The organism is Thalassolituus sp. ST750PaO-4 (assembly GCF_020320405.1).
Lineage (GTDB): Bacteria > Pseudomonadota > Gammaproteobacteria > Pseudomonadales > Oceanobacteraceae > Venatoribacter > Venatoribacter alkanivorans.
Genome location: NZ_JABVCB010000008.1, coordinates 87,662 through 101,517 on the forward strand (window position 1 = coordinate 87,662; position 13,856 = coordinate 101,517).

The window sequence follows — 13,856 nt, forward strand, 5'->3', positions numbered from 1 at the left end:
TAGAAACCGTGCTTGAGACATGATATTTAAAAGAAAACGTTTGATCTGAAACGCGGCATTGCGGTGACGGTTTTCTGCGCCTCTGGGGCCGCCGCAGAAACTGCTGATATGTCTGGTCTGTCCGCAGGGATGCGGACAAGTGGCTCCGGCCATGGATGGCCGATGAGGCACGCGGCCAGTAAATATCAAGGTTTCAAGGGTGACGGCCCAGAAAGCGCGAAGCTGGGCCTGTTTTTGCTCCTGCAAAACATGCATTTCCGCCATCCATGGCGGTCAGGTATAAAGCCCGCCGGCAAGGGGATAAGTTCCCCTGGGAGGCTGCAGGCCTTGATGTTAAAAAATGCTGTTTTGTCAGCTATGGTGCTGATTAAAAACTGTGGGACAGCAGTGGGTTATGAGGTGTTTTTTACGGATTTTTTTCAGACAAACCGCAAGTAATTAATGGAAAAATAAAAGGAGGCAAAGCCTCCTTTTATTTTGGTTACGACTCTCAGTAAGCAACACCAATCCGCTGTTTTGGATGAGCATTATTTTCGGCTTCATCAATCATTGCCACGGCATAATCCTGTACTGAAATACGGCTGTTACCTTCAGCATCGCTGACCAGACTGTCACCGCCGGTGCGGTAGTTGCCGCTGCGCTCACCGGGGAAAATTTCTGCCGCCGGGCTGATAAAGGTCCAGTTCACGGCGCTGTGGCTGTTGCGGAATACCGCCAGCGCTTCACCCTGAGCTGCAGCTTCATCTTTATACGCTTGTGGGAATTCCGGCAGCGATAACAGAGTGACGCCAGGCGCAACTTCCAGACTGCCGGCACCGCCGACCCAGAGCAGACGATTAACCCCGGCTGCCGGTAATTCATTGAGCAGACGCTGAGCTGACGCCGCAACAATCTCATGGTTACCGGCGGCGCGGCCACCGATGCTGGCGATGACCAGATCGGCACCGGCAACTGCCGCAGCGATGCTGGCGCTGTCGCCGGCTGTCAGGTCGAGGCTGCGTTTTTCCACACCCGTCGCCGCAATGTTGCTGCTGTCACGGGCAATGGCGATGACGTCGTGGCCGCGGCTTTGTGCCTCTGCTACCAGAGTTGAACCAATCCAGCCGGTCGCACCAATAATGGCAAGTTTCATAATCTGTCCTCGTGTGTTTGAAAGCGGTTATCTGTGTTTGAATGCGACCAGTCTATTGGTTCGGTGTGTGGCGATAAATATTCGTATATGATCGTGTTTGTATCTGATACTGATCAAATAAGGGGCGGCTGTGGATAAACTCAATGCCATGCGCAGTTTTGTTGAAGTCGCCGCCTGCGGCAGTTTTACCGCAGCGGCTGAGCAGCTTGGCCAGAGCCGGCTGCGTGTCAGCCGCGATGTACAGGAGCTGGAAGACTGGCTGCAACTGCGCCTGCTGCACCGCACCACGCGCAGGGTCAGTCTGACCGGTGCCGGCGAAGAAGCCTTGCGTTACTGCGAGCGCATTCTCAGCGAAGCCGCCGAACTGGAGAGCCGCGCGCGCCTGCATACGGCCGAGCTGGTGGGCGATATCCGCATAGCCAGCCCGATTGGTCTGGGTCAGAACCTGCTGCTTGATCTGATTGAACGCTTCAGCGCCCAGCATCCGCAGGTGCGTTTTCACCTGTTGCTGTCGGATAAAAATGCCCAACTGGTGGACGAGCGGGTCGATATTGCCCTGCGTTATACCGTGCAGCCGGATGACAGCCTGATTGCCCGGCGGCTGATGGCGGTGGATTCCATGCTCTGTGCCAGCCCGGACTATCTGGCCCGTTACGGCAAGCCGGTAACACCGGCGGATCTGGCCAGCCACAACTGCCTGATTCATCTGGTGCAGCAGCGCTGGCAGTTTCTGCATAACGGTCAGCTGCTGGAGCAGGAGGTGAACGGCAGCCTGTTCGCTAACGATATGGGCGTGCTGGTGCGTGCCGCCTGCAAGGGTATGGGCATTGCCCGGCTGCCCTGTGATCTCGGCAATCCGTTGCTGGTCAGTGGGGCATTAGAACCGTTGCTGGAAGACTATCCGCTGCCGCAGCATGCTTTGTGGGCGGTGTATTTATCGCGCAGTTATCAGCAGCCGGTTATCCGTGCCTTTATTGATTTTGCTGCGGAGCACTGGCAGCAGGATGTGTTGCGGCCCTGATCGTTCTGTGGGGCTGATTGTTCTGTGGGTATGGCAACGCGGCTCAGCGTTATTCTTATCGGGCTGATAACCAATCAGTATTGGCCGAACAGGCTCTGCTTCTTTATGGTCAAAGGATACAGACCGTATTAATGACAGAGGAATACAGCATGAGTGACTTCCGCAGCGAACGCGACAGCATGGGCGAGTTACAGGTACCGGCTGATGCTCTCTACGGTGCCCAGACCCAGCGGGCGATCAATAATTTTCCGGTCAGTGGTCAGACTCTGCCCGAGCCATTTATCCGTGCACTGTTACTGGTAAAAGCCGCCGCAGCGCGCGCCAACAGTAAGCTGGGCGAACTGGATCAGGATATCGCCGCCGCCATTGAACAGGCGGTGCAGTCGTTGCTGCAGAGTCCTGACATGATGCAGCACTTTCCGCTGGACGTATTTCAGACCGGTTCCGGCACCAGCTCCAATATGAATGCCAACGAAGTGCTGGCCACGCTGGCTGCCCGCACTCTACAGAAAACGGTCAGCCCGAACGATCACGTTAATGCCGGACAGAGCAGTAACGACAGCATTCCCTCGGCGATTCATATCAGTGCCGCTTTATTGTTGCAGCAGCAATTATTACCGGCGCTGGAGCATCTGCAGCAAAGTATCGAACGCAAAGCCGTGAGTCTTGCGCATATTGTTAAAACCGGTCGCACCCATTTAATGGATGCCATGCCGTTGCGTATGGATCAGAGCCTGAACAGCTGGGCTACACAGATTGCGCAGAATATTCACGCCTTAAAAATGCAGCAGCCGGCGATTCAGTCACTGGCACAGGGCGGTACCGCCATCGGTACCGGGGTGAATGCCCATGCACAGTTTGCCGGTGCGTTCTGTGCCGAATTATCGGTATTAACCGGTACGATTTTTACCCCGGCAGACAATCCCTTTACTCATATTGCGACCCAGGATATTGCCGTGGCCTTGTCGGGCCAGTTAAAAACCTGTGCGGTTTCATTAATGAAAATCGCCAATGATTTACGCTGGATGAATTCCGGGCCATTGGCAGGATTGGGCGAAATTGAATTACCGGCATTGCAGCCCGGCTCGTCTATTATGCCGGGCAAGGTAAACCCGGTGATTCCGGAAGCGGTGGCGATGGTCTGTGCGCAGGTGATCGGTAACGACAGCGCGATTACCATTGCCGGTCAGTCCGGTAATTTCGAGTTAAATGTCATGCTGCCGCTGGTGGCGCGTAATCTGTGTGAAAGTCTGAGCCTGCTGGCCAACGTCAGCCGTTTATTGGCTGATAACGCCATCAGCGGTTTTAAGGTAAATGAAGATAATCTGAATAAAGCGCTGGCACGCAATCCGATTCTGGTAACCGCATTAAATCCGGTAATCGGTTATTTGAAAGCCGCCGACATCGCCAAGCAGGCGTATAAAGAAAACCGTCCGGTGATTGATGTGGCACTGGAACATACCGATTTCAGCCGGGAAGAGCTGGAGCGTTTGCTCGATCCGAAGCTGTTAACAGGCAGATGAGAGTTTAAATCTGCGCGGCATATTCATAGCCTCGCCAGTTATTTTCAGCGTTTTTTATGCTTGCTGAAAACCATAAAAACTTCCCAGTCCGAGCATCTGCGTCAGCTCATCCAGAGCATTCTGTGATTCATCAAACAGGGCAGGGTCGGCCAGATCCGCAGGCACTAATTCGTCGCGGTAATGGCGTTTTACCCAATCCTGTAAGGTATTGATTTTTTCGTCGCTGAGCATAAAGGCCGGATTTACCGCCGCCTGTTCGCGGGCCGTTAATATCACCCGCAGACGTAGGCAGGCCGGACCGCCACCGTTGCTCATACTCTGGCGTACATCAACAAACTGCACCTGACGGATAGGCTGGCTGTGATCGGTCAGCAGTTCATTCAGATAGGTTTTTACGGCCTGATTACCGGCGCATTCTGAAGGGGCTATTAAACACATGTTGTTCATATCGGCGCTGCCGTCAGTGTTAATGGCGGCCAGCAGCTGGCTGTTAAATAAATAACTGCTGATGGCGTCACTGAGGCTGACTTTGCTGGCCGGTACGCACAGGCTTTGCAGTGGCAGCCACTGATTTAATTCACTGAAGGCGCGGTCGCGTGCTTTGTCTTCGTAGGCCTGCTCATGAAAAAACAGCAGCGGCCCGTTACCGACGGCCACTACATCGTTATGAAACGCACCAGCATTAATCGCATGACGGCTCTGCTGTAAAAAAACGGCATGGCGCAGCCCGTGCTGGCGGGCGATGGCTTCGCAGGCTTCACGGCTTTGTCGTGCCGGAAACGTCAGCGCGGCGAGATCGGTATTGGTATCACGGCCATAAACAAATAAGCCTACCCCGGGGCTCTGATAATCGGCACTCAGGCGGGTGTGGTTGGCCGCACCTTCGTCGGCAAAGCGGTGAATCGCCGGTAACGCCGGATGCACGGCAAAGCGTTCTTTATCAGGGAACATGGCATTTAAAGTAACGAAGGTTTGTTCATGTTCGATGGCGCGGTGGGCGGTGGTGAGCAGGTTGGCCGGGGTAAAGTGCACCCGGCCGTCGTTGCTGTCGGCGGATGGTGTGACGGTAGCGGCATTGGCAGCCCACATGGAGGAGGCGGAATACACCATCGACAACAGCGCCGGAGCTTCTTTCGCAGCGCGGTTCAGCAGCTGGTGATCGCTGCCGCTGAAGCCAAGGCGGCGCAGCACGCTCAGGTCGGGGCGCATCTGCGGTGGCATAAAGCCCTGTGGATAACCCATGTTCAGCAGCGTGCGCATTTTCTCCAGCCCCTGCAATGCCGCCTGTTTCGGACTGGAACGGCTCAGGGCATTGCGGCTGGAGGCCAGGTTACCGCTGGCAAGACCGCCGTAATGATGAGTCGGGCCGATCAGTCCGTCAAAGTTAACTTCCTGTACGGTCTGTTGTTCCTGTTGTTCCTGGGCAGTCTGGGCAGTCTGGGTGTTCATGGACGGAAACCTGTACCTGAAGGGGAAACGTAATCGTGGGTTAACGGGCCTGTGCTGATGGCCTGTGGCCAGGCGCAGTAATCGGCGGCATAGAAGGCGCTGGGGCGGTGGTTGCCACTGGCACCGATACCGCCGAAGGGCAGTGCGCTGGAGGCTCCGGCGGTCGGTGCGTTGATGCTGATCACCCCGGCGCGGATCTGCGCGCGGAACTGTTGTTGCTGTTGTGGATCATCGCTGATTAAACCAGCGGCCAGACCAAAGCGGCTGTTGTTGGCCAGTCTGATAGCGTCGTCAAAGTGGGGCGTGCGGTACAGCTGCAGCAGCGGGCCGAACCATTCTTCATCCGGCGCGGGCTGGGCGCCGGTCATATCGATCAGTCCCGGCGACAGTAAAAAACCGGCGCTGCCAAGGGCGCTCATACTCAGTAATGCTTTACCGCCGAGGCTGATTAACTGTTGTTGCGCGGCCAGCAATTGCTGCTGCGCGCGGGCGCTGATTAGCGGCCCGTAAAACGCCTGCTCATCGCCCTTTGGTTGCAGAATCAGCCGCGCACAGAGTCCCTGCAGTGCCTTTACGATGGCGTCGCACTGCGCGGCTGTGCCCGTCAGAATCAGGCGTCGGGCGCAGGTGCAGCGTTGTCCGGCGCTGATAAAAGCGCTGCGCACAATCAGCTCGGCGGCGTGTTGCGCATGCACGTTGCCATCGACAATTAACGGATTGTTGCCACCCATCTCCAGCGCCAAAAGCACTTCCGGACGGCCGCCAAACTGCTGGTGCAGCAGGCGCCCGGTATTCGATGAACCGGTAAACAGCAGGCCATCAATAGGCTGCTGCGCCAGAGCTTCGCCAACCTCACGCCCGCCCTGCAGAAGATTCAGTACGCCGGCCGGAAGACCGGCGGCCTGCCACAGTTCTGCGGTTTTTTCGGCGCATAACGGCGTCTCTTCGCTGGGTTTAAAGACCAGGGTGTTGCCCGCCAGCAGCGCCGGAACAATATGGCCATTGGGCAGGTGGCCGGGAAAATTATAAGGGCCGAATACGGCCATGACGCCGTGGGCATGATGCTGCAGACCGGGCTGGTTGTTGCCGGTGCGCTGCTGATAGGCGCGGATGCTGATATCAACCTTGTTGATCATGGCGCTGACTTCGGTCAGGGCTTCCCAGTGCGGTTTGCCGGTTTCGAGGCTGATGGTGCCGGCCAAAGCCTCCTGCTGTTGTTGTAGCTGTGTGGCGAAGGCCTGCAGTATCTGCAGGCGCGGCTCAAAACCCAGAGCGGCCCAGGCCGGTTGGGCGGTGCGGGCGGCGGCAACGGCAGCAGCAACCTGAGCGGCGCTGGCGCTGGCCTTACGCCAGACCGGTGTAGCGTCGGCCGGGTTTAAGGATTCAAATTCCGGGCCTTCACCGGCAAGCCACTGGCCATTGATTAACAGGCTCATCATGCCCCCAGTTGTTCCGGGATAAAGGCCAATGGCTGGCCGGGTTGTACGCCGAGATGACCCAGAGCGCTGGCGCTCAGAGCCAGCCGCTGCTGGCCGTTTTGCGCTATCAGTTGCGCTTCGGTACAGATCACGCGGAACTGCTGCCAGCTGGGGTTGGCGATGATTAGCGACTGGCTGTCATCGGCGTCTTCATCGTCGGTGGTGTCGGCGCAGAGTGCACTGCTCAGCTGGCGGATAGCGCGTACGCTGCGGATATTGCTCAGCTCGGCGCGCATCAATGGCCCGGCGTCGAAGATATCCACCACCCGGTCGTAGCTGAAACCTTCCAGTTCCAGCAGTTGTTTGGCGCGCCGGCCGGCGTCGGCAGGTTTGCCGATCACCGCCTGTGCCGCTTCCGGCAGCAGGCTGGTATAGATCGGGTATTTGGGCATCAGCTCGGTAATAAACTGATTAGAGCCGATGCCACACAGGGTGTCGGCCTCATCGAATTCCATCTGAAAAAAGTGGCGGCCGATGGCATCCCAGAACGGGCTGTTGCCCTGTTCGTCGGTCCAGCCGCGCAGCTCGGCGATAACCGACTCGGCGAAGCGTCCGGCAAACAGACCCATCAGCAGATAACGCGAGCGTGCCAGCCAGTGGCCGTTGCCACGGTAGGCGGGGTCAAGAAACAGTGCGCCGACTTCGGAGCAGTCGGTGTAGTCGTTGGTCAGGTGCAGCAGCTGGCTGCGGACCTGCTTATTCAGCGAGTGGGAATGGTGGGTCAGGCTCATCAGACGGTAGGCATAGAACGCCTGACGCGCACCGGTCATGGCGTGTACGCCGGCGGTACCGACCACCTTGTTGTGGCGGCTGTCTTCCATTACCAGGAAAAAGAAGTCGTCGCGGTGTTTGTCCTGACGTTCGAAGCTGTCACAGGACAGCTGAATCCGGTCGAGCAGGGCGCCTTCGTCCTGCGGCAGTGAGGTCATACCTTCACCGGCTTTTTCTGCCAGTTCCAGCAGGTCGTGTACATCAGCGGCGATGGCCGGCCGGACAATCAGCATAAGGCGGGGTTCTCCTTGTTTGTTTGAATCAGCTTTTCGATAAAGACCACCGTCAGCGCCGCGCGTTCGGCAAAGCTGTCGGTGCAGGCGTATTCCTGTTCGGTATGAATATTGGCACCGCGCACCCCGAGGGTATCAATATTAGCGAGACCGGCGGCGGCGAGATTATTGCCTTCGCAGCAACCGCCGGTGGCGACCCAGCGGATCTCCAGCCCGAGCTCAGCACCGCATTCATGCAGCAGGCTGAACAGCGCCTGCTGGCGCTCGTTCATCGGCTTGGGCGGGCGGTTAAAGTGGCCGTGCAGGGTCAGCTCGCAGCCACTGCTGGCCTGCACTTTTTGCACGATCTGCTGCATCTGTTGTTCAAGCACGGCCATCTGTGAGGCTTCATCCATGCGGACATTAAACCGGCAGATGCACTGATCCGGTACCACATTCACCGCGCCGCCACCGCTGATCTGGCCAATGTTGACGGTGATGCCCTGTTGCTGATCGCTGAGCTGTGCCAGCAGCCGTGCGGCGTCGGCAATGGCCAGCACGGCATTGCGGCCGGAAAAGAAATCGCGTCCGGCATGGGTGCTGTGGCCACGGGCGCTGAGGGTAAAGTTGCCGCTGCCTTTGCGCGCTCCGGCCAGCGTGCCGTCTTCCAGCGCCGGTTCGTAGGTCATGCCGACATGGGCCTGCGTGGCCAGTTCGGCCAATACCGGCGCGGACGAGGGTGAGCCGATTTCTTCGTCGGGAGATATGGCGAGGGTAAAACCAAAATGTTCTTTTAATGGCGACTGCTGCAGCCAGTGCAGGGCTTCGGCCAGCATGACCAGTCCGCCTTTCATATCGGCGGTACCGGGGCCGTGCAGGCGGTCAGCGCGGATTTCGCATTGGTTAAACGCGCTGTTGGCCGGAAAGACGGTGTCGCTGTGGCCGGTAAACAGAATCTGCAGCGCGGCGTCGGGGCGGGCGCGGAAGATCTGCATTGGTGCGCAGGGGGATTTGAGCAGGCTGCCGTTATCGGCAATCTGGCTGAGGGGCGCCAGTTCACGGTATTCCACCGTATCGGATAGCGGTGCAAACAGCTGATGCAGGCCAGCCTGTACCTGGCGGATGCCGCTCAGATGGCGGCTGCCGGAGTTGATTTCACATAACGCCCGCAAAGTATCAACCATACTGCCGGTGCGGGCTTCCAGTGCGGCCAGCAGCGCTTGCCGCTCAGCATTGCCTGTGAGGGGCATATACGCCTCCTTCATTCGTCCTGTGACAGGTATAGCATTAACGCATCGGCAATGACCATTACCGCAATCCGTTTACTTTCTCAGAAGCGGATTACACTGAAAATACAGCCTGACCGGTTTGTCTGTTTTTATGCGCTTTAAAAATTAAAGGAGTGCCTTATGGACGATTCTGACCTGAAAAAGCTGATCGCTGAAGATGCGGACGTCATCTTGCACCCGGCATCATCCATCAGCGCGTTGCTCAGCAATGGCCCGCAGATGATCTGCGCCGCCGATGGCTGCATGATTGAAGACGCGCAGGGGCGGCGATATCTGGATGCGGTCGGCGGACTCTGGTGTGTGAATGCCGGCTATGGCCGTGCCGAGCTGGCGCAGGCTATGAAAGAGGCCGCAGAAAAACTCAGCTATTACCACACCTTCAGCAACGCCTCGAACCCCTGGCAGGTGCAACTGGCGGAAAAACTGCTGAGTATCGCGCCGGCCGGCCTGGGTAAAGTATTTTTTGGCAGTGGTGGCAGCGATGCCAACGACACGCTGATTAAAATCGCCTGGCATTATCATGCGCTGCGCGGCCAGCATAAAAAAATCAAAGTCATCGCCCGTCAGCAGGCGTATCACGGTACCTCGGTCAGCACCGCCAGCCTGACAGGGCTGGGTGGTTTCCATAAAGAATTTCCGCTGCCGCTGGATTTTGTGTTGCGGGTCGAGTGTCCGCATTTTTACACCCGCGCTTTGCCCGGTGAAAACGAAGCGCAATTCTGTGAGCGTTTAATCGACGAAGTACGGCAGTTAATCAACACCACCGGGGCTGAGAATATCGCCGCCTTTTTTGCCGAGCCGATTCATGCCGCCGGTGGCATTATCGAGCCGCCTGCCGGTTATTATCAAAAGCTGAAAACCTTGCTGGCCGATCACGATATTTTACTGGTCGCCGATGAGGTGGTGTGCGGTTATGGCCGGCTGGGAAGCTGGTTCGGTTCGCCCCAGCTGGGGCTGGAGCCGGATATGATGGCCACGGCCAAAGGTCTGACCAGTGGCTATTTTCCGATGTCGGCGGCTTTTATTACCAATGATATCTGGCAGGTGCTGAAACAGGGCTCCGATAAACTCGGCGCCTTTTCCCACGGCTATACCTACTCCGGTCATCCGGTCGGCGCGGCGGTAGCATTGGCGAATATTGAGTTGCTGGAGCGCGAAGGGTTGGTGGAGAAAGCGCGGGAAAACGGTGCTTACCTGCATCAGCGGTTGCATGCGGTGTTAGACAGCAACCCCTATGTCGGTGAAATCCGCGGTCGCGGTTTACTCGCCGGGGTGCAGCTGGTGGCCGATAAAGCGCAGAAAATATTGCCGGATGCCGGTGAAAAATGGCCGCTTAAGGTCAGTAATGCCGTACGCGAACGGGGTGTGATTGTGCGGCCTTTGCCCAGCGTGGCAACCCTGGCAATCTCGCCGCCCTTAACCATTTCGCGCGAACAGATTGATACCCTGGTGATGGCCTTGCAGGAGGCTGTTAATGAGCAGCTGCCGGCTTAGCAGCGAACGGATTAGGCCGGGTGAGGCTCCTTTTCCGGGTGATTAATTTCGCCTATAGCCTGTATCGGTAATTGTTATTGGTGCCGATCGGGAGGGATGAAGAAAATAGTCTGACATTTTTTTGTGGGACAGTTGTATGTTGATCCGACTTGTATATGCCAGCCACGCATCCTTCTCTGTTGGTAACGACCGGATTGATCCCCGTCTGGGGCGGATTCTGACGCAATCGCGCAGTAATAACGCGCGGCGCGAGATCGGAGGCGTTCTGTACCTTGGCGATGGCTTTTTTCTGCAGTGCCTGGAAGGGGAGGCTGATGCTGTTGATGCTTTGTATCAGCGTATCTGTGAAGACAGTCGCCATCATAATCAGGTTATTCTCAGCCGTAGCACTATTGAAAAGCGCTTATTCCGCAACTGGTCGATGAAATATATTCCGGCTGAAAAAAGTGTACGCACTTTCCTGCGCTCCCGTGGCTACGACTACTTCAATCCGTTTGAATTAAGTCAGGATGATCTTGATCTGTTGGTGCAGTTTTTCCATCAGCTGCAGGTTCGCAGCGGCAGTGACAGCGAGGATAAACAGACTCAACCGGGTTCAGCGCAACCGGTCTGGCGCCGCTGGTTACAACAGTTGTTTGGTTCTGCGGAACGTACGGCATCCCGCTGAGTAATCAGTGAAGATGCAGGTGGTAGAGTAATAACGCCTGCAGTTTTTCAGCATCAATCGGTTTGGCAATATGGGCCTGCATACCGGCGTCCAGACAGTCAGTCACATCGTTTTCCATGGCATTGGCGGTCATCGCGATGATAGGAATATGGGAATACTGTGGCTGCTGACGGATGGTGCGGCTGGTTTGCAGTCCATCCATAACCGGCATCTGAATATCCATCAGAATCAGATCAGGGTTCAGTTCCTGCTGCAGAAGGTCCAGTGCTTCCTGGCCATGGTTGGCAATGGTTACCCGGGCACCAAAGCTTTCAAGCAGCTCCTGCGCCAGTAACTGATTCATCAGAGCATCTTCTGCCAGCAGGATATGCTTACCCTGCAGAGGCAGATTCAGGGCAGATTCAGCCGGAACATCTGCCGGAACTTCTGCCGGGCCGGCTGGTTCGGAGTCATTGCTTTCTGTGCATGGAAAAATTCCGCTACTGAGCAGCGCTCCTTCGGGTTGTGCCGGCGGTAATTGCAACCACAGATGAAATTCGCTGCCAACACCTTCCTGACTGCTGATGGTGATATCCCCACCCATCTGTACAGCGAGTTCTTTGCTGATGCTCAGTCCTAAGCCGGTACCGCCAAAACGGCGGCTGGTTGATGCGTCAGCCTGGCGGAAAGCCTCAAATAAAAACTCTATCTGATTGGCGCTGATGCCTATGCCGGTATCACTGACCCTGGCATGCAGGCACTGCTTCCTGTCATCGTAATTCAGGCGTAAACAGATATTGCCTGTGGATGTAAATTTGAATGCGTTACTGAGTAAGTTTATTAATATTTGTTCAACCCGCAGTTCGTCTCCCATAAAAAAGGCCGGAATGTCTGTTTCCAGAATGATACTGAATTCCAGATTTTTATCTCTGGTTGGCAATAAAAACAGTGCGCCGATTTTTTTCAGGATATTTTCCAGTGAAAATCTGGCGTTATCCAGCTCCATTCTTCCGGATTCTATCTTGGCATAATCCAGGGATTGATTAATCAGAGCCAATAATGTTTGAGAAGACAGCTGTACCTTTGTCAGATAGTCTTTCTGTTTATCGTTTAACAGGGTTTTCAGACATAACTGAGTAAAGCCAATGATGGCATTTAACGGTGTGCGGAACTCATGGCTCATGTTGGCCAGAAATTGTGACTTTGCTTTGTTAGCGGCGTTGGCCTTTTGCATGGCGATGGTCAGATCTTCGGTTTTTATCCGTACCTGATCCCTGATGTATTCCAGCGATCCCGTAACGACCAGAATAAACATTTGCATAATAGCAGCCAGCAAGAAACCGCCGGTTAAAATAACCCAGCTGGCCCAGTCTTTATCATCGATAACGTAGTCTTTGTTGGCATATATCTGTATGTGGTAAGTACGTCCGGAAAAATAATTGAGGTAACTCTTCTTCTGATAACCTGGCAATGGTTCAGTATTGGCGGTAAAAAGTTCCTGTGGTCTTTCTTTGTCAGTGACGTCGGTTATCTGAATCGATAAGCCAAGTCGCAGGGCTTCCTGCCAGATGTTTTCCAGCAGCCCGTGAATTTTCAGTACTCCGCTGGCAAAACCAATAAATTCAGAATAATTCTCTTTTTTGCTATCGCGCAGCGCTGCTGTTGTATCGAATATCGGCATGTAAATAATGGTGGCTTTTTTCTCTCCTGATTCCTGCGCCAGAACAATAGGGGCTGTAGCAACAGGATGGCGCAGCTTGCGGGCGTTCATCAAAGCTTCCCGCCGCTCCGGATTCGCAGCGAGATTAAGGCCAAATGCCCGGCGGTTTTGCTCCAGCGGATAGAGGTAATACACAGGGTAATACTCGTCACGGTCTGCAGCTTTTGCTAATGATCCATCGGCTTTGAACTCAGTCAGTTCAAAATCAGGGTATCCTTGCTGACGCATGTCGTTAACCAGCTCCTGGCGCTCTGTCTGTGCCACAACGGGTGTCCAGCCGACACCATAGAACACCGGGTCATCATCCAGAATGACTTTAGAAAAAGCGTTGAATTCAGTGAAAGAGACATGTTCAGATGCATTGAACAGGGCTGCATAAGCAACGAGCTTATGCTCCGCGGTGGTCAGGAGAGCATCAAGCTCGCGGGCGATGTTGTCTGATTTTCCGGAAATAACTTGCTGATTTTCATAGTGCCGGTGCCCAATCGAAATATAAAAAATTCCCCATACCAGAAGAAAAATCACTGTGGTTGGCACCGTACTTTGCAACAGACGACTGCGTGTCAGCTGCTTACGGTAATAAAAAATATTGAGCAGCAGCGGGGTAAACAGCAATACACCGATGGCGTCGCCAATCCACCAGGTTAACCAGGTGAAAAAATACTGGTCGGCAGTAATGATGCCATTAAAGAGCAGCGTTGTTACACCAATAGTGCTGGCAATCAGGCAGCCACCGAGTGCGATGATCAGGGTAAATAACAGAATGGTGCGGGGCGATTCCAGCAGTCGGGCTTTACCAATAAAACGATTCTGTAACAGATAACCGCCAGCCGCCTGTGACATTGCACCACTGGCAATGCATAACGGTGCAATAAGGGCTGTGGCCGTCAGGTTGTGGTAATCACCGCTGATGATTGCCAGATTAATCAGAAATGAACCGCAGCCAATTCCCAGCAATGCAGGCCAAAGGCGCAGGGCTGTTACTGCTGCCAGAGCAATGCCGGCCGCCGGCCAGACGGCAGAGGCAAAGCCTGGCGGAATTGCCAGTGCCAGACCAAAGCGGGCGGCAATGGCATAGCTCAGAGTTGCGATCAAAAAATGAATAATGGAATGGCGCATGG

The 13,856-nt window shown here is 55.3% G+C and carries 11 protein-coding genes; 4 read left to right on the plus strand and 7 right to left on the minus strand.

Going from position 1 to position 13,856, the window contains the following annotated elements; translation table 11 throughout:
* The coding region (locus HUF18_RS09830) for a hypothetical protein (RefSeq protein WP_225692072.1) at positions 1 to 264 on the minus strand (264 nt) is incomplete at its 3' end.
* Positions 265 to 490: 226 nt separating this feature from the next.
* The gene (locus tag HUF18_RS09835; protein ID WP_225692073.1) at positions 491 to 1,132 is read right to left on the minus strand and encodes an NAD(P)-dependent oxidoreductase; all 642 of its coding nucleotides are present in this window, start codon (positions 1,130 to 1,132) and stop codon (positions 491 to 493) included.
* Between the two features lie 130 nt (positions 1,133 to 1,262).
* On the opposite strand from HUF18_RS09835, the gene HUF18_RS09840 reads away from it, so the two are divergent.
* The gene (locus HUF18_RS09840) at positions 1,263 to 2,153 is read left to right on the plus strand and encodes a LysR family transcriptional regulator (protein WP_145469929.1); all 891 of its coding nucleotides are present in this window, start codon (positions 1,263 to 1,265) and stop codon (positions 2,151 to 2,153) included.
* A gap of 149 nt (positions 2,154 to 2,302) precedes the next feature.
* Complete coding sequence (locus HUF18_RS09845; RefSeq protein ID WP_225692074.1) at positions 2,303 to 3,676, plus strand: class II fumarate hydratase; 1,374 nt, start codon at positions 2,303 to 2,305, stop codon at positions 3,674 to 3,676.
* A gap of 54 nt (positions 3,677 to 3,730) precedes the next feature.
* Here HUF18_RS09845 and astB read toward each other — a convergent pair whose 3' ends face one another.
* Genes astB through HUF18_RS09865 form a run of 4 tightly spaced genes read right to left on the minus strand, consistent with a single transcriptional unit; the run spans position 3,731 to position 8,836 of the window.
* Positions 3,731 to 5,125 (minus strand): N-succinylarginine dihydrolase, encoded by a 1,395-nt coding sequence (astB, locus tag HUF18_RS09850; RefSeq protein ID WP_225692075.1) that lies wholly within the window; start codon positions 5,123 to 5,125, stop codon positions 3,731 to 3,733.
* Entirely contained in the window at positions 5,122 to 6,564 is a 1,443-nt protein-coding gene (gene astD / locus HUF18_RS09855) for a succinylglutamate-semialdehyde dehydrogenase (RefSeq protein WP_225692076.1), read from the minus strand. The genes astB and astD overlap by 4 nt, the downstream gene beginning before the upstream one ends.
* Positions 6,561 to 7,607 (minus strand): arginine N-succinyltransferase, encoded by a 1,047-nt coding sequence (locus HUF18_RS09860; RefSeq protein WP_225692077.1) that lies wholly within the window; start codon positions 7,605 to 7,607, stop codon positions 6,561 to 6,563. Before HUF18_RS09860 ends, astD begins: the two co-directional genes overlap by 4 nt.
* Positions 7,601 to 8,836 (minus strand): hydrolase, encoded by a 1,236-nt coding sequence (locus HUF18_RS09865; protein WP_225692078.1) that lies wholly within the window; start codon positions 8,834 to 8,836, stop codon positions 7,601 to 7,603. Before HUF18_RS09865 ends, HUF18_RS09860 begins: the two co-directional genes overlap by 7 nt.
* A gap of 159 nt (positions 8,837 to 8,995) precedes the next feature.
* Here HUF18_RS09865 and HUF18_RS09870 point away from each other — a divergent pair, with 159 nt between their 5' ends.
* Entirely contained in the window at positions 8,996 to 10,369 is a 1,374-nt protein-coding gene (locus HUF18_RS09870) for an aminotransferase family protein (protein WP_225692079.1), read from the plus strand.
* Positions 10,370 to 10,505: 136 nt separating this feature from the next.
* Complete coding sequence (locus HUF18_RS09875) at positions 10,506 to 11,036, plus strand: BLUF domain-containing protein (RefSeq protein ID WP_225692080.1); 531 nt, start codon at positions 10,506 to 10,508, stop codon at positions 11,034 to 11,036.
* 4 nt (positions 11,037 to 11,040) lie between these two features.
* On the opposite strand, the gene HUF18_RS09880 is transcribed toward HUF18_RS09875, so the two are convergent.
* Positions 11,041 to 13,854 (minus strand): CHASE domain-containing protein, encoded by a 2,814-nt coding sequence (locus tag HUF18_RS09880; protein ID WP_225692081.1) that lies wholly within the window; start codon positions 13,852 to 13,854, stop codon positions 11,041 to 11,043.
* Between the last annotated feature and the right edge of the window lie 2 nt (positions 13,855 to 13,856).

Bases quoted from the DNA above. Each gene is read 5' to 3' on its own strand.
- astD (WP_225692076.1), bottom strand. From the start codon at position 6,564: ATGATGAGCCTGTTAATCAATGGCCAGTGGCTTGCCGGTGAAGGCCCG.
- HUF18_RS09880 (WP_225692081.1), bottom strand. From the start codon at position 13,854: ATGCGCCATTCCATTATTCATTTTTTGATCGCAACTCTGAGCTATGCC.
- HUF18_RS09875 (WP_225692080.1), top strand. From the start codon at position 10,506: ATGTTGATCCGACTTGTATATGCCAGCCACGCATCCTTCTCTGTTGGT.
- HUF18_RS09870 (WP_225692079.1), top strand. From the start codon at position 8,996: ATGGACGATTCTGACCTGAAAAAGCTGATCGCTGAAGATGCGGACGTC.
- astB (WP_225692075.1), bottom strand. From the start codon at position 5,125: ATGAACACCCAGACTGCCCAGACTGCCCAGGAACAACAGGAACAACAG.
- HUF18_RS09845 (WP_225692074.1), top strand. From the start codon at position 2,303: ATGAGTGACTTCCGCAGCGAACGCGACAGCATGGGCGAGTTACAGGTA.
- HUF18_RS09865 (WP_225692078.1), bottom strand. From the start codon at position 8,836: ATGCCCCTCACAGGCAATGCTGAGCGGCAAGCGCTGCTGGCCGCACTG.
- HUF18_RS09835 (WP_225692073.1), bottom strand. From the start codon at position 1,132: ATGAAACTTGCCATTATTGGTGCGACCGGCTGGATTGGTTCAACTCTG.
- HUF18_RS09860 (WP_225692077.1), bottom strand. From the start codon at position 7,607: ATGCTGATTGTCCGGCCGGCCATCGCCGCTGATGTACACGACCTGCTG.